The 19,043-nt window shown below is 68.7% G+C and carries 12 protein-coding genes and 2 rRNA genes; 8 read left to right on the top strand and 6 right to left on the bottom strand.

What is annotated here, in order from left to right:
- Nucleotides 1-178: 178 nt before the first annotated feature.
- Nucleotides 179-3,268: ribosomal RNA gene (locus tag AC0VYM_RS25100) — 23S ribosomal RNA — on the top strand.
- Nucleotides 3,269-3,365: 97 nt separating this feature from the next.
- A 5S ribosomal RNA gene (gene rrf, locus AC0VYM_RS25095) occupies nt 3,366-3,481 on the top strand.
- A gap of 279 nt (nt 3,482-3,760) precedes the next feature.
- On the opposite strand, the gene AC0VYM_RS25090 is transcribed toward rrf, so the two are convergent.
- The 4 genes from AC0VYM_RS25090 to AC0VYM_RS25075 all read right to left on the bottom strand — a co-directional run bounded on the left by AC0VYM_RS25090 (nt 3,761) and on the right by AC0VYM_RS25075 (nt 7,231).
- On the bottom strand, nt 3,761-4,756 hold the full coding sequence (locus tag AC0VYM_RS25090) for a M23 family metallopeptidase (RefSeq protein WP_475456170.1): 996 nt from the start codon (nt 4,754-4,756) through the stop codon (nt 3,761-3,763).
- Between the two features lie 144 nt (nt 4,757-4,900).
- Entirely contained in the window at nt 4,901-5,455 is a 555-nt protein-coding gene (locus AC0VYM_RS25085) for a methylated-DNA--[protein]-cysteine S-methyltransferase (protein ID WP_475456168.1), read from the bottom strand.
- On the bottom strand, nt 5,452-6,909 hold the full coding sequence (locus AC0VYM_RS25080) for an AlkA N-terminal domain-containing protein (RefSeq protein WP_475456166.1): 1,458 nt from the start codon (nt 6,907-6,909) through the stop codon (nt 5,452-5,454). The genes AC0VYM_RS25085 and AC0VYM_RS25080 overlap by 4 nt, the downstream gene beginning before the upstream one ends.
- A gap of 52 nt (nt 6,910-6,961) precedes the next feature.
- Nucleotides 6,962-7,231 (bottom strand): hypothetical protein, encoded by a 270-nt coding sequence (locus tag AC0VYM_RS25075; protein ID WP_475456164.1) that lies wholly within the window; start codon nt 7,229-7,231, stop codon nt 6,962-6,964.
- A 133-nt stretch (nt 7,232-7,364) separates the two neighbouring features.
- Here AC0VYM_RS25075 and AC0VYM_RS25070 point away from each other — a divergent pair, with 133 nt between their 5' ends.
- The 3 genes from AC0VYM_RS25070 to sucD all read left to right on the top strand — a co-directional run bounded on the left by AC0VYM_RS25070 (nt 7,365) and on the right by sucD (nt 10,216).
- Nucleotides 7,365-7,775 (top strand): cobalamin B12-binding domain-containing protein, encoded by a 411-nt coding sequence (locus tag AC0VYM_RS25070; RefSeq protein ID WP_378745213.1) that lies wholly within the window; start codon nt 7,365-7,367, stop codon nt 7,773-7,775.
- 367 nt (nt 7,776-8,142) lie between these two features.
- The gene (gene sucC / locus AC0VYM_RS25065; protein WP_475456161.1) at nt 8,143-9,324 is read left to right on the top strand and encodes an ADP-forming succinate--CoA ligase subunit beta; all 1,182 of its coding nucleotides are present in this window, start codon (nt 8,143-8,145) and stop codon (nt 9,322-9,324) included.
- 13 nt (nt 9,325-9,337) lie between these two features.
- Complete coding sequence (gene sucD, locus AC0VYM_RS25060; RefSeq protein ID WP_017545891.1) at nt 9,338-10,216, top strand: succinate--CoA ligase subunit alpha; 879 nt, start codon at nt 9,338-9,340, stop codon at nt 10,214-10,216.
- A gap of 93 nt (nt 10,217-10,309) precedes the next feature.
- Here the strand turns inward: sucD and AC0VYM_RS25055 are convergent, their stop codons facing one another.
- Nucleotides 10,310-10,774 (bottom strand): DUF1707 SHOCT-like domain-containing protein, encoded by a 465-nt coding sequence (locus AC0VYM_RS25055; protein ID WP_475456159.1) that lies wholly within the window; start codon nt 10,772-10,774, stop codon nt 10,310-10,312.
- Nucleotides 10,775-10,993: 219 nt separating this feature from the next.
- Here AC0VYM_RS25055 and AC0VYM_RS25050 point away from each other — a divergent pair, with 219 nt between their 5' ends.
- A complete protein-coding gene (locus tag AC0VYM_RS25050) occupies nt 10,994-12,583 on the top strand; it encodes a cell division protein PerM (RefSeq protein ID WP_475463220.1) in 1,590 nt (529 codons plus the stop codon).
- Nucleotides 12,584-12,646: 63 nt separating this feature from the next.
- Here AC0VYM_RS25050 and mfd read toward each other — a convergent pair whose 3' ends face one another.
- Nucleotides 12,647-16,246: a transcription-repair coupling factor gene (gene mfd, locus AC0VYM_RS25045; protein ID WP_475456157.1), complete on the bottom strand. Its 3,600-nt coding sequence runs from the start codon at nt 16,244-16,246 to the stop codon at nt 12,647-12,649.
- Between the two features lie 405 nt (nt 16,247-16,651).
- Between mfd and cysC the strand changes: the two genes are divergently transcribed.
- Both cysC and AC0VYM_RS25035 read left to right on the top strand, forming a co-directional pair.
- Nucleotides 16,652-18,229: an adenylyl-sulfate kinase gene (cysC, locus tag AC0VYM_RS25040; RefSeq protein WP_475456155.1), complete on the top strand. Its 1,578-nt coding sequence runs from the start codon at nt 16,652-16,654 to the stop codon at nt 18,227-18,229.
- Nucleotides 18,229-18,984 (top strand): MazG family protein, encoded by a 756-nt coding sequence (locus tag AC0VYM_RS25035; protein ID WP_475456153.1) that lies wholly within the window; start codon nt 18,229-18,231, stop codon nt 18,982-18,984. Before cysC ends, AC0VYM_RS25035 begins: the two co-directional genes overlap by 1 nt.
- The last annotated feature ends 59 nt before the right edge of the window (nt 18,985-19,043 follow it).

The following is a 19,043-nucleotide window of genomic DNA, read 5'->3' as shown; positions in this document are numbered from 1 at the left end:
CTGTTGGGTATCTGAGGAAGCAATCGCGGCCATCGGCTCTCTTTTTGGGGGGTGGGTGGCCGAGTTGGTTCCCGCTACCACCTCTGAGAACTCCCAGCTGGTCTGGTGTGAGGTATCGGAGTTTGTGGTTGGTGTTTTGATTTGTGAATAGTGTGCGCGAGCATCTTATTATCTGTAGTGGCCAAGTGATAGTGGCACACGGTGGATGCCTTGGCATCAGGCGCCGATGAAGGACGTGGGAGGCCACGATAGGCCGCGGGGAGCTGTCAACCGAGCTTTGATCCGCGGGTGTCCGAATGGGGAAACCTAGCCCGAGTTGTGTCGGGTTGCCGCTACCTGAATGTATAGGGTAGTTGGTGGTGACGCGGGGAAGTGAAACATCTCAGTACCCGTAGGAAGAGTAAACAACAGTGATTCTCCTAGTAGTGGTGAGCGAACGGGGAAGAGGCTAAACCGTGCGCGTGTGATAGACGACAGTCGTTGCGTGTGCGGGGTTGTGGGATGCATCTTTTCAGGTCTGTCGGCCTGGAGCGCTGATGATTTTTCTAGCTGAATCCGTTGGGAAGCGGTACCGGAGTGGGTGAGAGTCCCGTAGGTGAAGGAAGAGTCTAGGTGTTGATGTTCTCCCGAGTAGCGCGGAGCCCGAGAAATTCCGTGTGAATCTGGCAGGACCACCTGCTAAGCCAAAATACGTCCTGATGACCGATAGTGCACTAGTACCGTGAGGGAAAGGTGAAAAGTGCCCCGGTGAGGGGTCGTGAAATAGTACCTGAAACCGTGTGCTGTCAAGCCGTCAGAGCAGTCCTTCGGGGTTGTGATGGCGTGCCTTTTGAAGAATGAGCCTGCGAGTCATGGTGTGTGGCGAGGTTAACCCGGGTGGGGTAGCCGTAGGGAAACCGAGTCTGAATAGGGCGTTTGAGTCGCATGCTGTGGACCCGAAGCGGAGTGATCTACCCATGTCCAGGGTGAAGCGGGGGTAAGACCTCGTGGAGGCCCGAACCCACCAGAGTTGAAAATCTGGGGGATGAGGTGTGGGTAGGGGTGAAAGGCCAATCAAACTCCGTGATAGCTGGTTCTCCCCGAAATGCATTTAGGTGCAGCGTCGCGTGTTTCTTGCTGGAGGTAGAGCTACTGTTTGGCTGATGGGCCCTACAAGGTTACTGACGTCAGACAAACTCCGAATGCCGGTTAAGTGAAGCGTGGCAGTGAGACTGCGGGGGATAAGCTTCGTAGTCGAGAGGGAAACAGCCCAGATCATCAGCTAAGGCCCCTAAGCGTGTGCTAAGTGGGAAAGGTTGTGGAGTTGCCCAGACAACCAGGAGGTTGGCTTAGAAGCAGCCATCCTTTAAAGAGTGCGTAATAGCTCACTGGTCAAGTGGTTCTGCGCCGATAATGTAGCGGGGCTTAAGTACACCGCCGAAGCTGTGAAGTCCAAGTTTATTCTTGGGTTGGTAGGGGAGCGTCGTGCATCCAGTGAAGCTGCCGAGTGATCGAGTGGTGGAGGGTGTGCGAGTGAGAATGCAGGCATGAGTAGCGAAAGCAACGTGAGAAACGTTGCCGCCGATTGACTAAGGGTTCCTGGGGCAGGTTAATCCGCCCAGGGTGAGTCTGGACCTAAGGCGAGGCCGACAGGCGTAGTCGATGGATAACGGGTTGATATTCCCGTACCCGTGCACGAGCGTCCAGTATCGAATCAGGTGATGCTAACCACGCTGGTTCTTGGTGGTCCCTTCGGGGAGTGCCTCTGAACTGGTCTGGGACCCGAGCTTGTAGTAGGTAAGTGATGGGGTGACGCAGGAGGGTAGCTCTACCCGGCGGTGGTTGTCCGGGGGTAAGCGTGTAGGCCGAGGGGTAGGTAAATCCGCCTCTCATGAAGGTTGAGACGTGATGCCGAGCCGTTTTTGGCGAAGTGAGTGATCCCATGCTGTCGAGAAAAGCCTCTAGCGAGTTCGTGTGTGGCCAGTACCCTAAACCGACGCAGGTGGTCAGGTAGAGAATACCGAGGCGTTCGGGTGAACCATGGTTAAGGAACTCGGCAAATTGTCCCCGTAACTTTGGGAGAAGGGGAGCCCTGTCCGGTGAAGAAGCATGCCTTCGGAGCTGGGTGGGGTCGCAGATAGCGGGGGGAAGCGACTGTTTATTAAAAACACAGGTCCGTGCGAAGTCGTAAGACGCTGTATACGGACTGACGCCTGCCCGGTGCTGGAACGTTAAGAGGACTGGTTAGTGGGTTTCGGCCCGCGAAGCTAGGAATCTAAGCGCCAGTAAACGGCGGTGGTAACTATAACCATCCTAAGGTAGCGAAATTCCTTGTCGGGTAAGTTCCGACCTGCACGAATGGCGTAACGACTTCCCCACTGTCTCAACCATGGGCCCGGTGAAATTGCACTACGAGTAAAGATGCTCGTTTCGCGCAGCAGGACGGAAAGACCCCGGGACCTTCACTATAGCTTGACATTGGTGTTTGGGATGGTTTGTGTAGGATAGGTGGGAGCCTGTGAGACTGTCACGCTAGTGGCGGTGGAGGCGTTGGTGAAATACCACTCTGACTGTTTCGGGCATCTAACTTTGGACCGTGATCCGGTTCGGGGACAGTGTCTGGTGGGTAGTTTAACTGGGGCGGTTGCCTCCCAAAGAGTAACGGAGGCGCCCAAAGGTTCCCTCAGCCTGGTTGGTAATCAGGTGTTGAGTGTAAGTGCACAAGGGAGCTTGACTGTGAGACGGACGTGTCGAGCAGGAGCGAAAGCTGGGACTAGTGATCCGGCACCGGCGTGTGGAAGCGGTGTCGCTCAACGGCTAAAAGGTACCCCGGGGATAACAGGCTGATCTTCCCCAAGAGTCCATATCGACGGGATGGTTTGGCACCTCGATGTCGGCTCGTCGCATCCTGGGGCTGGAGTTGGTCCCAAGGGTTGGGCTGTTCGCCCATTAAAGCGGCACGCGAGCTGGGTTTAGAACGTCGTGAGACAGTTCGGTCCCTATCCGCTGTGCGCGTTGGAGACTTGAGAAGGGCTGTCCCTAGTACGAGAGGACCGGGACGGACGAACCTCTGGTGTGCCAGTTGTCCTGCCAAGGGCATGGCTGGTTGGCTACGTTCGGGAGAGATAACCGCTGAAAGCATCTAAGCGGGAAGCTTGCTTCGAGATGAGGTCTCCTGCCTCCTTGAGAGGGTAAGACTCCCTGTAGACGACAGGGTTGATAGGCCGGGTGTGGAAGCCTTGTGAGGGGTGGAGCTGACCGGTACTAATAGGTCGAGGGCTTGTCCGCTGCAGATAATTGGATGTTCGCGCACACTTTGTTCACGAAGCTTGCTCGTGGCTGTCATTCCCTTTCGGGGTTGAGTGGTGGTTGTGGGTGTTGGTTTCCGTGGTGGTTTTGGCAGGAGGGTCACACCCGGTCTCATTCCGAACCCGGTCGTTAAGTCTCCTTGCGCTGATGGTACTGCCCTGTGATGGGGTGGGAGAGTAGGTCGCCGCCACGGTTTTTCTTGGAAGGGGAGGGGAAGGGTTCACGCCTTGGGGTGTGGGTTCTTCTCCTTCTCTTTTTTGTTGTCCTGGTTTGTGCGTTTGTGAATTGTGAGTTTGGGTGGTGGCCCTGAATCCCGGGGGGTGGAGGTCAAGCACACCCCCTGGGGCTGAGGATGCTCCACACCCGCACGTACACAACCCCTCAACCCCAGGGGTTGTGTTCCGTGCGGGAGGAGAGGGCCGAGCACACGGGGAGAGGGGCCCCTGAAGCCAGGGGCCCCTCTCCCTTTGGGTCAGAAGCCGTAGTTGTACATCGAGCCGCCCGGGTAGACGTTGCCCACGCCGTTGCGGTAGGCGTAGCCGCCGTAGTTGGCGCCCTCGACGAAGGTCCAGCCGCCGAGGGTCAGGCCGTTCAGCGCCACGTACCAACCGGCGGCGTTCGGGTCCGTGTAACCGCGCAGCGCGAAGTGGATGTGGGCGCCGGTGGTCGAGCCGCCCGCGCAGAGGCTGTTGCCCTGGGTGCCCAGGTAGTGGCCGGTGCCGACGTTGTTACCGGGCAGCCACTGGTAGTCCTCCAGGTGGTAGTAGTCCGTGGAGTATCCGTTGTCGTGGATGACCCGGGTCCAGCCGGAGCACAGGGAGTAGGCGTAGCCGCCCCGGGCGGCGCGGGCCTGGCCGTTGCCCCCGGCGAAGTCCACTGAGCTGTACGGCGGGCCGGAGCTGAACCCGTGCGGGCCGCCGGTCATGATCATCGAGGTGCCGATCGAGAACGGCAGCCCCACGCCGGTGTAGGCCATGGGGGAGAGCTGGTCGGGGTCGGTGGAGGCCGCGACGGTCTCGCGCTGTTCGGTGTCCATCAGCCCGGACGCGGCGAGGATCTGGGAGAACTCGTCGGTGCCTTCGAGCCCCACCTCCCAGGCGCCGTCGAGCTCTGCGGCGAACAGCCAGGCGTAGGGGTCCTCGCCCTCGACCTCGGGGGCGGTCACGATGGCCACACCGAAGGCGGCCTCGTCGTTGGCCTCCCGGATGTCGACTCGCACGTCACGGTCCTGGGCGGCGAGGGTGGACAGCTCCGTGGAGCGCTCCGCCAGGACGTCCTCGATGACCGAGTCGGCCAGGGAGGGGGCGGCGGTGGGGAGGTCGTCGGCCACCTCGGACTCGAGAAGGATCTCGACGTTGTCAGCGGTGCTCAGGGGCTCGTTCTGCGCGGACGCGGGGGTCATGCCCGTGACCACGAGGGCGACGGAGGCGGTCAGTACGAGGGGGATTCGGGGGGTTGGCAGTGTCAACGCTTCTCCTGGGGGAGTCGTGCGAACGGGGAGTGACACACCACTTCGTGTTCGTGGCTACCGCAGAGTAACCAGGCACCCAGGCACGGACAAGGGGTGTAACCGGAAAGTTCCTTCGGCTACACCCCTGATTTGGTTGGTTTGTTACCGCTCCAGGGCCAGGAGGAACTCCTTGCGCTCCAGTCCGCCCGCGTAGCCGGTCAGGCTCCCGTTGGCGCCGATGACCCGGTGACAGGGGACGATGACGCTGATCGGGTTCCGCCCGTTGGCCATGCCCACGGCGCGGGACGCGGTGGGGCGGCCCAGCTCCTGGGCGAGCTCACCGTAGCTGGCGGTCTCCCCGTAGGGAATGGTGGTGAGTGCCTGCCACACCCGGAGCTGCCAGGGCGTACCGGCGGGAGCGAGGGGCAGGTCGAAGTGCCGGAGCCTCCCCTCGAAGTACGCGGTCAGCTGCTTCCTGACCTCGGTGAACGCGGCCTCGTCCCGCACCCAGTCGGACGGTACGGTCCGTCCTTCCTTGGGCGGGGTCAACAGCCCGCCCAGGGCCTCGCCGTCGCCGTACAGCGTCAGTTCGCCGAGGGGCGAGTCCATCGTGGTGTGGCGGGTCGGGCCGGGGAGCGGAGTCCGGAAGGTCACCGCCGCCTCGCGTGGCGGGGCCACCGGCTCCAGGTCCATGGGAAGTGCTTCCTGTGTGTTCATCCTGATCCTTCCTCGTCGGGTAGTCCCAGCGACGCCCACAGGAGGTGGGTCGCGTACGAACGCCAGGGGCTCCATGCCTTCGGTGAGACCGGGCCCGTTCGTTCCAGGGCCTGCCGCACCCCGAGGTCCGTCTCCAGGAACACGTCCGGGTCGCCCAGACCGCGCATCCGGACGTAGCCGGCGGTCCACGGGCCGATCCCGGGCAGCTCCATCAGTCGGTGTTCCGCCTCGTCCCGGTCGCAGCCCGGACCCAGGTCCACGCGGCCGGAGGCGATCGCCCCCGCCACGTTGGTGAGGGCCCGCCCCCGGGACACGGGGATGGACATCCCCGCCGGGTCGGCGTCGGTCAGCGCCTCCGGGGAGGCGAACGTGTGGGTGAGCCCGGGGAACAGGCCGTCGAGCCCGGGTCCCAGCGGTTCCCCGTACCTGGCCACCAACCGTCCTGCCAGGGTACGCGCGGCCCTGACCGAGACCTGCTGGCCCAGGACCGCGCGGACCGCCAGTTCGGCGGGGTCCACGTGGCCCGGCGCGCGCACCCCGGGGCGTCGGCGCAGGACCGGGCCGAGCACGGGGTCCGGTCCGAGGACCTCCGCGACCGCGTCGGGGTCGGCGTCCAGGTCCAGCAGGCTCCGGCAGCGGCGCACGGCGCTGGTCAGGTCGCTCGGGTCGGTCAGCCACAGTCGGCACCGCACGTGCCCGGAACCGGCGGAGAGTTCGACGATCCCCGGACCGTGGGGCAGACGGAGCGTGCGCCGGTAGGTGCCGGAGTACTCCTCCACGCCCGGGACCGCGCGGTCACCGAGGAAGGAGAGCATCCGGTCCAGGTCGATCGCGCCCCGGTACGGGAGTCGCAGCACGATCCCGCTGGTCGGTGGTGTGCTCGACCGTCGGGTGGCGGCGCGCATCTCCGAGGGGGAGCGGTCGAAGACCGCCCGCATCGTCTCGTTGAACTGCCGCACACTCGCGAACCCGGAGGCGAAGGCGACGTCGGACATGGGCATGTCCGTGGTCTCCACCAGGACCCGCGCGGTGTGGGTGCGTTCCGCCCTGGCCAGGGCGAGCGGTCCCGCGCCGACCTCGGCGCTGAGCAGGCGGTTGAGCTGGCGTTCGCTGTATCCGAGGTTGTCCGCGAGGGCGCCCACCCCTCCTCGGTCGACGGCGCCGTCGTGGATCAGCCGGATCGCCCGGCCCACCACGTCGGCCCGCACGTTCCACTCGGGGGAGCCGGGCACGGTGTCCGGCCGGCACCGTTTGCAGGCGCGGAACCCGGACTCCTGCGCGGCGGCCGCCGTCCTGTAGAAGCGGACGTTCTCCCGGCGCGGGGTCACTGCGGGGCAGCTCGGTCGGCAGTAGATGCCGGTGGTGCGCACGGCGGTGTAGAAGACCCCGTCGAAACGGGAGTCCCTGCTCCGTACCGCTCTGTAGCGCTGCTCGTCGTCCATCACAACCACCATGTTCGCCCAGTGGAGAGGGGGATGCTGGCGGTTTTCGGACACCCAGGTGGGGTCAGTCCTCCCCGTTGAGATAGTCGATGTAGACGGGGCGCAGCGCCTCGTGCACCTTCGGGTCGTGCTCCGACGAGAACGCCTCGTAGAGGAGCCCCGACACCTGGGCGACGCTGGCCTCGCTGGCGTCCCGGTTGCCCGCGGCGGCCTCGGCGGCCGGGATCAGGCTCAGCAGGCGCCAGAGGAAGCCCACGTCCCAGCGCTTCCGTGCCAGTTCCAGGGCGCGTTCCCGCAGGTCCTCCGTGCTGGTCTGTTCGTATCCGTCGTCCATGGTCGGACGATACCCGCCCCCGTGCCCCGCACCCGCGAGTGACCTGGGTTACTCTTCACACGAGTTCATCATCTCCCCGGCGGGAGGGCCCTCACGAGGGGCGCCCCGCAGGGAACGTAGTGAGGGGTACGCCATGGCCGAGGCCGCCGCGCGCGTCGTCGTCGCGAAGCCGGGACTGGACGGGCACGACCGGGGGGTCAAGATCGTCGCCCGGGTCCTGAGGGACGCCGGGGTGGAGGTCATCTACACCGGACTGCGCCAGACCCCGGAGATGATCGTGGCCGCCGCGCTCCAGGAGGACGCCGACGCCATCGGGCTGTCGGTGCTCTCTGGCGCCCACATGACGATGTTCGGCCGGGTCATGGAGCTGCTGCGGGAGAACGACGCCACCGACATCAGGGTGTTCGGCGGGGGCATCATCCCCGACTCCGACATCGCGGAGCTGGAGGCGATGGGGGTCGCCCGGATCTTCACACCGGGTGCGCCGACGGCGGAGATCGCGGACTGGGTGCGCGAGAACATCCGGCCCGCGCACGCGGCCTGAGGGGTCGTGACCTTCGTCGCACTTCGGTGGAAGTCCGATGCGGGGCGGATCGACCCCGGATCGGTGTTATCAGTCGTGTCTCTGGTCACATATGTTCCCATGTGGGAGGCCCCGCAGTGCCGCATGAGCGGCATTTGTGCGCAAGGCCATGGGGTCAACGCGACCCTGGTGTCCGGTGGCCGGACAACGGGCGACTAAGCTTTGCGCATGTCGCGGGTGGCAACGCCGCGGCGATCTCGATCTCTGTAGGCGGCTCACCCCCAACGAGGGGTGTGCGTCGTGTGACACCCCTTCAGTGCGTCACCGCCGATCCGGACACGCCACCCCGGTACACACTTGAGCCAGCGAGTTACAAGGACGGACCCTCGTGGACCTGTTCGAATACCAGGCGAAGCAACTCTTCGCAGAGTACGGGGTTCCCGTACCCCAGGGGAAGGTGGCGAGCACGGTCGCTGAGGCGCGTGCCATCGCCGATGAGTTCGCCGCCGCGGGCAAGCCCCGCGTCGTCGTGAAGGCCCAGGTCAAGACGGGCGGCCGCGGGAAGGCCGGCGGCGTCAAGGTGGCCGACGGCCCCGAGGACGCCGAGGCCAAGGCCGAGCAGATCCTCGGCATGGACATCAAGGGCCACACGGTCCACCGTGTCCTCGTCGAGGAAGCGAGTGACATCGCTGAGGAGTACTACTTCTCCTTCCTGCTCGACCGCGCCAACCGCAACTTCCTCTCCATCTGCTCCAAAGAGGGCGGCATGGAGATCGAGGAGGTCGCGGAGACCAACCCCGACGCCGTCGCCAAGATCTCGATCGACGCCCTGAAGGGCGCCCCGGCCGACGTGGCCGCGGAGATCGTCAAGGCAGGCAACCTGCCCGAGGCCGCGGCCTCGGGCGCCACGGAGATCGTCTCCAAGCTGTGGGACGCCTTCGTGGGCAAGGACGCCACCCTCGCGGAGGTGAACCCGCTCATCCTGACCAAGGACGGCCGGGTCGTCGCCCTCGACGGCAAGGTGACCCTGGACGAGAACGCCGAGTTCCGCCAGGACCTGGAGAGCCTGACCTTCGCCGAGGAGGGTGACCCGCTCGAGGTCGCCGCCAAGGCCAAGGGGCTCAACTACGTCAAGCTCGACGGCGAGGTCGGCATCATCGGTAACGGTGCCGGTCTGGTCATGTCGACCCTGGACGTGGTCGCCTACGCCGGTGAGAACCACGGCGGCGTCAAGCCCGCCAACTTCCTCGACATCGGTGGCGGTGCCTCCGCCGAGGTGATGGCGAACGGCCTGGAGATCATCCTGGGCGACCCCGCCGTCAAGAGCGTGTTCGTCAACGTCTTCGGTGGCATCACCGCCTGCGACGCCGTGGCCAACGGCATCGTGCAGGCTCTGGAGCTCCTGGAGCAGCGCGGCGACGACGTCAGCAAGCCGCTGGTCGTCCGCCTGGACGGCAACAACGCCGAACTGGGTCGCCAGATCCTCGACGAGCGCGCCCACCCGGCCGTTCGTCGGGTCGACACGATGGACGGCGCCGCCGCTCAGGCCGCCGAGCTCGCGGCGAAGTAGGGGACAACACACCATGGCTATCTTCCTGAACAAGGACAGCAAGGTGCTCGTCCAGGGCATGACCGGCTCTGAGGGCACCAAGCACACCCGCCGTATGCTCGCGTCCGGCACCAACATCGTTGGTGGCGTGAACCCGCGCAAGGCCGGGCAGAGCGTCGACTTCGACGGCACCGAGGTGCCCGTCTTCGGCTCCGTCGCGGACGGTATGGCCGCCACCGGCGCCGACGTCACCGTGATCTTCGTTCCGCCGAAGTTCTCCAAGGACGCCGTCGTCGAGGCGATCGACGCCGAGATCGGTCTGGCCGTCGTGATCACCGAGGGCATCCCGGTCCACGACACCGCCGCCTTCTGGGCCTACGCCGGCTCCAAGGGCAACAAGACCCGCATCGTCGGCCCGAACTGCCCCGGTCTCATCACCCCGGGCCAGTCCAACGCCGGCATCATCCCGGCCGACATCGCGAAGCCGGGCCGCATCGGCCTGGTCTCGAAGTCGGGCACGCTCACCTACCAGATGATGTACGAGCTGCGCGACATCGGCTTCTCGTCCGCCGTCGGCATCGGTGGCGACCCGATCATCGGCACCACGCACATCGACGCCCTGGCGGCCTTCGAGGCCGACCCGGACACCGACGTGATCGTGATGATCGGTGAGATCGGCGGCGACGCCGAGGAGCGCGCGGCCGACTTCATCAAGGCCAACGTGACCAAGCCGGTTGTCGGCTACGTCGCGGGCTTCACCGCCCCGGAGGGCAAGACCATGGGCCACGCCGGCGCCATCGTCTCCGGCTCCTCCGGCACGGCCGCCGCCAAGAAGGAGGCCCTCGAGGCCGTTGGCGTCAAGGTCGGCAAGACCCCGAGCGAGACCGCTCAGCTGGTGCGCGACCTCTTCTAGGGGACGTGCCCCGCAGGGCGCTCGTTCAGCACGGCTCCGCCCCGCCGCCGGTGACATCCGGTCGGCGGGGCGGAGCCGTTTCGTGTGCGGGGGTCAGCCGTCCTGGTCCCGGCGCCCGCGCCGAGCGACGAGCTGCCCGACGAGGGGGCCGATCACCATGAGGCAGAAGAACCCGAGGAAGACCGTGATGGCGTAGACGTTGCCGCTGACGAAGGAGGGCGTGCCCCACACCAGGAGGAGGAAGCCGCCCCAGCCGAGGAGGCCGCCGACGTTCACTCCCTTGTCCTTCTCGGAGACCTCGGCCGTGTCCTCGTCGGGGACGGCGGGTGAGGCCGGTTCGGGGACGGCGACGGCGTCGGGGGCCAGCCCGGGCGGGAGGTCGTCGAAGAGCGGGACGAGGTCGGCGCTGTTGACGGCCCGGAGGGCGGCGTCCGAGCGCTGTTCGTGCTCCTCGGTGTCCAGCCGCCCCTCCTCGAAGGCCACGCGGAGCTTCCCGAGGGCGTCGTCGCGTTCGGTGTCGGACAACCGGTAGCCGCGGTCGGGTTCGAGCTCTGACATGGGGCGTCCTTCGTGCGGGGGGCGGGCTGTCATCTTACGACGTATCGCGTTTGTCGGGCGTTCCCCCGAGGTGACGCGGGCACGACACGCGCCGCCCGGATACCACGGAGCATTCCGGTCCCTGGCAGCATAAGTCGGGTGAGTACGCCAGGATCTCCCCCCGACCGAGGCCGACAGTCGAAGCGGTCCACGAGCACCAGCGACGGGGCCTCCGAGGGTGTGCCCGCGTCACCGCCGGAGGCGGCGGGCCGTCCGATCTACGCGACGGGCGGGATCGCCGCCGCGTCCGCGGCGGGCATCGGCCTGGCGGTGATCGTCACGCTCACCCTGGCCGGGTGGGTGGCGGCGCCGCACGACACCTTCGGCGAGGACATCGCCGACCTCCTGCGCGGGGCCGTCCTGGCCTGGCTGGTGGGCCACCACGTCTCCTTCTCCTTCGCGGAGGGGCAGATCAGCCTGCTGCCGATGGGCCTGGTCCTGCTGCCGGGGATGCTGCTGTACCGGTTCGGCCGCTGGCTGGCGCGCGGCTGCGTGATCGGGCGGCTCCGGCACGTGCACCGGGCGGCGCTGGCCATCGCCGGTCCCTACGCGGCGATCGCGGGCACGCTCGCGCTCCTGGCCCGCACCGACGAGGCCGTGCCGAGCATGCCGCGCGCGCTCCTCATGGGGTTCGTGATCGCGTTCATCGCGGGCGGGCTGGGGGTGCTGCGCCAGCTCATGCGGGACAAGGGCGTGGCCGCGCGCGACCTGCTCGACCTCATGCCCGCGCGGTCGAGGTCGCTGCTGGTGGGCATGCTCGCGTCCACGGGAACACTGCTGGTCGGGGGGCTGGTGCTGTTCCTGGTGGCGTTGGGGCTGAACCTGCCGGAGGCGGTCGAGATCACGCGGTCGCTGGGGCCGGGGATGGTCGGCGGGACGCTCCTGCTGATCGTGCAGCTGGCGTACCTGCCCAACGCGGTGGTGTTCGCGGTCTGTTACGCGCTCGGTCCGGGGTTCGCGATGGGGGCGTCCACGGTGGTCGCGCCGACCGAGGTGTCGGTGGGCGCGGTTCCGGCGCTGCCGATGCTGGCGGCGCTGCCCTCCAACGGAGCCGCCCCGGTGCTGTCCCTCGGCGCCCTGGTGGTGCCGTTCGTGGCGGGGGCGATCGGCGGGGTGCTGACCCAGCGCAGCGCGCCGGACGTGGTCAGCGAGGCGGCGCCCCTGTGGGGGTTCGTGTGCGGTGTGACGACGGGCTTGCTGTTCGCGGCCCTGGCCGGGGTCGCGGGCGGTTCCCTGGGGGCGCAGCGGCTCAGCGAGGTGGGCCCCTCGGCCTGGCAGGTGGGTGTGGTGGCCGCCCTCGAAGTGGGGGTGGCGGCCGCGGTGGCGGCCTGGATCGCCAACTGGTGGTACACGCGCAGGCAGTCCCGGCGGGTCGCCGCCGAGCGGGGGGAGACCGCCGCGGAGCCGCGCCCCGCACCCGCCGTGCCCGTGGTGGAGCTGCCCGACGACGTGCCGGTCGGCAAGGGGCTGGCCACCGTCACGGCGCTGCGCCCCCGCGAGGAGGAGCGGGTGGTGGAGGAGGTGCCGGAGCCGACCGTCGCCGAGCGCCGGGCGGCGCTGCGCCGTGTACGCCGGGCCCGCGGGCGCGACCGCGTGGTGGAGCGCCGGGCGCGCAGGGAAGCCCGCCGGGAGCTGCGGGCGCAGCGCCGCGCGGACCGGCGCGCCGAGGGCGGCTGGTGGCGCCGCGGCCGAGCGGACGAGGAGGCCGAGGAGGAGATGTACGGCATCACCTACGAGGCCGCTCCCGACGAGGTGGAGCGCCGCGACTGAGGTCGGGGGACGAACGTGGGGGCACGGCCGTCGGCCGTGCCCCCACTGTCTCCTCCGGGGAGGTCAGTCGCCCTTGGGGACGACCCTGCGCTTGTCGGGCTCGAAGATGGAGTTGACCAGGTCGGTGCACCACTTGAGGAGTTCGAGGTCGCGCAGCGGCTTGCCGCCGAGCCCGCCCGCCTTCGGGACCGGCACCAGGAGGGTCTTCGCGGACTCCTTCTGGATGGATCTCGGGTACATCCGGCGCAGCCGCAGCTCCTGGGACTCCCTCAGCTCCACCGGGGAGAAGCGGATCTGGTTGCCCTGCATGACCACGTCGGCCAGCCCGGCGGACTTGGCCAGCACCCGGAACCGGGCCACCGCCATGAGGTTGTCCACCTGCTGCGGCGGGGTGCCGTAGCGGTCGGTGAGCTCCTCGTAGGCGGCGAGGATGTCCGCCTCGCTGGTGACGCTGGCGATGCGCTTGTACGACTGGAGGCGCAGGCGTTCGCCCGGCACGTAGTCGTGCGGGATGTGCGCGTTGATCGGCAGCTCCACCTTGGTCTCGACCTCGGCCACCGCCTCCGGGTCGCCCTTGAGCTCGGCGACGGCCTCACCGACCATGCGCACGTACAGGTCGAAGCCCACACCGGCGATGGTCCCGGACTGCTCCGCGCCCAGGATGTTGCCCGCGCCCCGGATCTCCAGGTCCTTCATGGCCACGTACATGCCGGCGCCGGTCTCGGTGTGCTGGGCGACGGTGGCGAGCCGTTCGTAGGCGGTCTCGGTGAGCGGGCGCTCCGGCGGGTACAGGAAGTACGCGTAGGCGCGCTCGCGGCCGCGCCCCACCCGGCCGCGCAGCTGGTGCAGCTGGGACAGGCCGTAGGTGTCGGCGCGGTCGATGATCAGCGTGTTGGCGTTGGGCACGTCCAGGCCGGACTCGACGATGGTCGTGGAGACCAGCACGTCGAAGTTCTTCTCCCAGAAGTCGACCATGACCTTCTCGAGCTGCTGCTCGTTCATCTGGCCGTGCGCGTAGGCCACCCGGGCCTCGGGGACCAGCCGCTTGATGGAGGCCGCCACCTTGTCGATGGAGGCCACCCGGTTGTGCACGAAGAACACCTGTCCCTCGCGCATGAGCTCGCGGCGGATGGCGGCGGTGATCTGCTTGTCCTCGTAGGGCCCCACGAAGGTGAGCACCGGGTGGCGCTCCTCGGGCGGGGTGAGGATCGTGGTCATCTCGCGGATGCCGGTCAGACCCATCTCCAGGGTGCGCGGGATGGGCGTGGCCGACATCGCCAGCACGTCCACCTGGGTGCGCAGCCGCTTCAGGGCCTCCTTGTGCTCCACACCGAAGCGCTGTTCCTCGTCGATGATGACCAGGCCGAGGTCCTTGAACCGGGTCTCCTGCGACAGCAGGCGGTGGGTGCCGATCACCACGTCGACCTCGCCGGAGCGCAGGCCCTCGCGGGTCAGCTCGACCTCGCCGTCGGTCTGGAACCGCGACATCGGCTTGACCGTGACGGGGAAGGACGCGTAGCGCTCGGTGAAGGTCGACAGGTGCTGCTGGACCAGCAGGGTGGTGGGCACCAGCAGGGCCACCTGCTTGCCGTCCTGGACCGCCTTGAACGCGGCGCGCACCGCCACCTCGGTCTTGCCGTATCCCACGTCGCCGCAAATCAGCCGGTCCATCGGGACCGACTTGGACATGTCCTTCTTGACCTCGTCGATGGCGGCGAGCTGGTCGGGCGTCTCCACGTAGGGGAAGGCGTCCTCCAGCTCGTTCTGCCACGGGGTGTCCGCGCCGAACGCGTGCCCGGGGGAGGCCTGCCGGGCCGAGTACAGGCGGATGAGGTCACCGGCGATCTCGCGGACGACCTTGCGGGCGCGGCTCTTGGCCTTGCTCCACTCGGCGCCGCCCATCTTGGACAGCGTGGGCGCCTCGCCGCCGACGTACCGGGTGACCTCGCTGAGCTGCTCGGTGGGCACGAACAGGCGGTCGCCGGGCTGGCCGCGCTTGGAGGGCGCGTACTCGATGAGCAGGTACTCGCGGGTGGCGCCCTGGATCTGGCGGCTGACCATCTCCAGGTAGCGGCCCACACCGTGCTGTTCGTGCACGACGTAGTCGCCCGGCTTGAGCTGGAGGGGGTCGACCGTGCCCTTGCGGCGGCTGGGCATGCGGCGCATGTCGCGGGTGGAGGACTTCTGCCCCACCAGGTCGGTCTCGGTGAGGACCACCGTGCGTACCGACCGCAGCAGGAAGCCGTGGTCGACCAGACCGGTGGTGACGGTCGCGATCGCCTCCTTGGGCGGCTCGACCAGGTCGGCGGAGAGCGCGGCCCCCAGCCCGGCGTCCCGGAGCATGGCCACCAGGCGTTCGGCGGGACCGTGCCCCTGGGTGACCAGCACGACGCTCCAGTTGTCGTGCAGCCAGCTCTTGACGTCGGCCAGGGCGCGCTCGGTGTCGCCGCGGTAGGAGTCGGCGGGCACCGCGCCCACCACGACCGCGTCGTCCTCCTCGCCCGCGTCCTCGCCGGCGCTGAAGGGGGTCAGCCCCCACCAGGGCAGGCCCAGGCCGCTGGCGACCGAGCGCAGCTCGGAGATGGACATGTAGGCGGACTCACCGAGGTCGATGGGGGCCTCGCCGCCGGAGGCGGCGTTGATCCATGAGGCGTCCAGGAACTCGGCGCTGGTGGCCTCCAGTTCCACGGCGCGGGTCCGGATGCGCTCGGGGTCGCAGCCCACCACCATGGCGTTCTTCGGCAGGTACTCCAGGAAGGGTTCCATGCGCTCGGCCAGCACGGGGGCGAACGCCTCCATGCCCTCGACCGAGACGCCGTCGGCGATCTTGGTGAGCACCTCGGCCAGCGAGGGGTGCTCGGCGGCCAGGGCGCGGGCCCGCTCACGCACGGTCTCGGTGAGCAGGAGCTCGCGGCAGGGCGGGGCGAACAGGCCGGAGGCGGCCCGGGAGTCGGCGGCCTCCCCGTTCTCACCGGGAGTGATGGAGCGCTGGTCGGCCACCTGGAAGTACCGGATGTCCTCGACGGTGTCGCCCCAGAACTCCAGCCGGAGCGGGTGCTCCTCGGTGGGCGGGAAGACGTCCAGGATGCCGCCGCGCACGGCCATGTCGCCGCGCTTCTCCACCAGGTCGACGCGGGCGTAGCCGGTGTTGGTCAGGGAGCTGACCACGTCCTCCAGGGACGCCTCGTCGCCGGGCCGGATACGGACCGGTTCGAGGTCACCGAGCCCGGCGACCAGCGGCTGGAGGACGCTGCGGACCGGGGCCACCACCACACGCAGCGGGGTGGTGAGGGGGTCCGAGGGGTCGGGGTGCGCCAGACGGCGCAGGACCGCCAGACGCTGGCCCACGGTGTCCGAGCGCGGGGAGAGCCGCTCGTGCGGCAGGGTCTCCCAGGCGGGGAAGAGCGCGACGGAGTCCGCGGGCAGCAGTGAGCCGAGCGCGTCGGTCAGGTCGGCGGCCTCCCGCTCGGTGGCGGTGACGGCGAGCACCGGCCGGTTCGCGCCCACGGGGGAGTCGGCGGCGAGCGCCCCCACCATGAAGGGGCGCAGAGCCGCCGGGGCGACGAGGTCGAGATGGGGATCGCGGCCGCTTCGGGCGGTCTCGATCGCACTGTGCAGTGCCGGGTCCGTGGAGACGTCGGCGAGAAGTCCAATGAGGCTCATAGCACCAAAAACTGGAAGTGGTCCGGTTCAGGAGTCGGGTCCTGCCCTGACGCCGACACCCGCGTGCGGCGGGCACGGTTGCCGCCGTCCCGCGAGTCGAGTGGGGACGGTCCGGTGACGGTTGTGGGCGGCCGTGTGTGTGGATGGGCGTGGCCACCCGGCTTCCCTCAGCTTATCCAGTACCACCGTCGCGCGCGGGCCCGGTCGCGAGGTCGGCGGTTCGGTTCCCGCGCGTCCCCGACCTGCCCTCGGCCACGGTGATCCGGAGAGGTCACTAGGAAGAGAACCCGCTCTGAACTGCTGATATTCCGGAGTGACGGGTTCGCCGCCGGGGCGGGCGATCCGCCGGGCATACGCTGGACGCTCGTGGAGGGTTCCGCTGAACGGCCAGAGAAGAGGAAGCGCGTGGTGAGTGCCCACAGACACGGGAGCGGACGGGACGGCGACAGCGGCCGACCGAGTGCCCCGGCCTTCGCACCAGGTCCGGACGGCCTCGCCCACTTGGAGCTCATCCTCAGCGGCGCCTACCCGCTGGCCGGGTTCATGACCCGCGAACAGGCGGAGTCGGTGGCGCTCCGGGGACGTCTGCCCGACGGTCGGCCCTGGCCGGTTCCGGTCACCCTGGAGGTGCCGGAGGAACTGGCGGGACGGGAGCGGCTCACCCTCACCGACCTGGAGGGCGCGCCCCTGGCCGAGCTGGTGGTGAGCGAGAGCTGGGAGTCACCCGGTGAACCTGGCGTGCACCACCTGGCGGGGGACGTCACTCTGCTGCGGCCGCCCACCTACGGGGTCCTGAGGGAACTGCGGTCCACCCCCGCCGAGGTCCGCGCCCAGAGCGGGCTGGAGCCCGACCGCCCCCTGCTGGCCGTGGTCACCGACCGGCCGCTGCACCACCGGGCCCTGCACCAGATCCGGGCCGAGGCCGAGGCGCTGGGGCGGGCCGAGGTCCTGGTCATCCTGGACACCGGCCTGCACGACGCGGGACTGGCCGACGCCGTGCTCGCGGCCGAACCGCTGCTGCCGCCCCGGACGTCGTTCGCCGTCGTCACCCTGCCCCGGTCCCGGGCCCGCGCCACGGGCGCGCTCGGCGGCTCCTGGACCGAGCGGGACGCCGCGCTCGCGGGCCACGTCGCCGCCGCCTACGGCGCCACCCACCTGCTGGTCGAGGCGGGCGGGCACGCGCCCGAGACCGAGCGGGTCATGGCGCAGCGGCCGCCGCTGACCGTCCTGGACCCCGAACCGTGGCGGTACGACGCGAACGAGGCGCTGTGGAAGCCCCTCACCCACGTGGACCCGCGCACCGTCCTCGCGGAGCCGACCGACGAGGAGGTCGCGGCGGAGCTCGCGCACGGCCGCGAACTGCCCGCCTGGTTCACCCCGGCCCGGGTCGGCGCCGAGCTCGCCCGGCTGCGCCCCGCACGCACCCGGCGCGGCCTCACCCTGCTCTTCACCGGCCTGTCCGGTTCGGGCAAGTCCACCATCGCCCGCGGTGTGTGCGACGGCGTCCGCCGCTCCGGCCGCACCGTGAGCCTGCTCGACGGCGACGTGGTGCGACGCGTGCTCTCCAAGGGGCTCACCTTCTCCCGGCAGGACCGCGAGCTCAACATCCGGCGCATCGGCTACGTGGCCGCCGAGATCACCCGCCACGGCGGGGTGGCGGTCTGCGCGCCGATCGCGCCGTACGCGTCGGGCCGGGCCGAGGTCCGTGCCATGGTGGAGGAGTTCGGGGACTTCTTCCTGGTACACGTGGCCACGCCCCTGGAGGAGTGCGAGGCCCGGGACCGCAAGGGCCTGTACGCCCAGGCCCGCGCGGGGGAGATCCCCGAGTTCACCGGGGTCTCCGACCCCTACGAGGAGCCGACCGACGCCGACCTGGTCGTCGACACCGTGGGCGCGGACCCCTCCGAGTCCGTGGCCCTGGTGCTGGACGCCCTGCGTGCGGGCGGCTGGCTCCCCTCCGACCAGCACGTGAGCGAGGACTGATGACGAGCGACGCCCCGACCCCACCGGTGCCCGGGCACCGGATGCTCCGCCTGGTCGAGGTGATGGAGACGCTGCGCCGGGAGTGCCCGTGGGACAGCACCCAGACCCACGAGTCCCTGGCGAAGTTTCTGATCCAGGAGTCCTACGAGACCCTGGAGACCATCGAGGACGGTGACTACCCGCAGCTGCGCGAGGAGCTGGGGGACGTGCTGCTCCAGGTGGTCTTCCACGCCGCGATCGGCGCCGAGCGCCCCGAGGGGGACCCGGCCCGGTTCACGGTGGACGACGTGGCCGACGCCATCATCGACAAGATGACCCGTCGCCACCCGCACGTGTTCGGCGGCCAGGACGTGTCCGGCACCGACGAGGTGTGGTCGAACTGGGAGGCCATCAAGGCGGCCGAGCGCTCCGCGAAGGCCAAGGCCAGGGGCGGCAGCGGTGAGACCTCGGTACTGGACGGGGTGCCCTTCGCCCAGCCGGCCGTGCTGTTGGCCTACGAGCTCCAGAAGCGGGCCGTGCGCAACGGGTTCCCCGCCGACCTGGTGGGTGACGACGGTTCCGAGGGCGGGGAGCTGTTCGCCGCCGTGGCCGCGGAACGGGACCAGGGCCGTGACCCGGAGAGCGACCTGCGCCTGGCGGCCCGCCGCTTCGACACCCGTGTGCGTGCCGCCGAGGAGGCCGCCCGCGCCGAGGGCCACGAGCCCCGCGAGCTCACCGACGAACAGTGGCGCACGTACTGGTCGAAGACCGGATAGGCGGAGCGTGACGGCCCCGGCGCGGTTTCCCGCCCGGGGCCGGAACGCCACGGAGCGGT

It is taken from the genome of Nocardiopsis sp. iso_237 (genome assembly GCF_056173345.1).
This window is presented reverse-complemented; position numbering and strand designations above follow the sequence as displayed.

Excerpts from the sequence above, each read along its gene's own strand:
- AC0VYM_RS25085 (WP_475456168.1), bottom strand. The coding sequence starts at position 5,455 with ATGAACACACAGGAAGCACTTCCCATGGACCTGGAGCCGGTGGCCCCG.
- AC0VYM_RS25035 (WP_475456153.1), top strand. The coding sequence starts at position 18,229 with ATGACGAGCGACGCCCCGACCCCACCGGTGCCCGGGCACCGGATGCTC.
- AC0VYM_RS25080 (WP_475456166.1), bottom strand. The coding sequence starts at position 6,909 with ATGGTGGTTGTGATGGACGACGAGCAGCGCTACAGAGCGGTACGGAGC.
- AC0VYM_RS25075 (WP_475456164.1), bottom strand. The coding sequence starts at position 7,231 with ATGGACGACGGATACGAACAGACCAGCACGGAGGACCTGCGGGAACGC.
- mfd (WP_475456157.1), bottom strand. The coding sequence starts at position 16,246 with ATGAGCCTCATTGGACTTCTCGCCGACGTCTCCACGGACCCGGCACTG.
- AC0VYM_RS25070 (WP_378745213.1), top strand. The coding sequence starts at position 7,365 with ATGGCCGAGGCCGCCGCGCGCGTCGTCGTCGCGAAGCCGGGACTGGAC.
- sucD (WP_017545891.1), top strand. The coding sequence starts at position 9,338 with ATGGCTATCTTCCTGAACAAGGACAGCAAGGTGCTCGTCCAGGGCATG.
- AC0VYM_RS25055 (WP_475456159.1), bottom strand. The coding sequence starts at position 10,774 with ATGTCAGAGCTCGAACCCGACCGCGGCTACCGGTTGTCCGACACCGAA.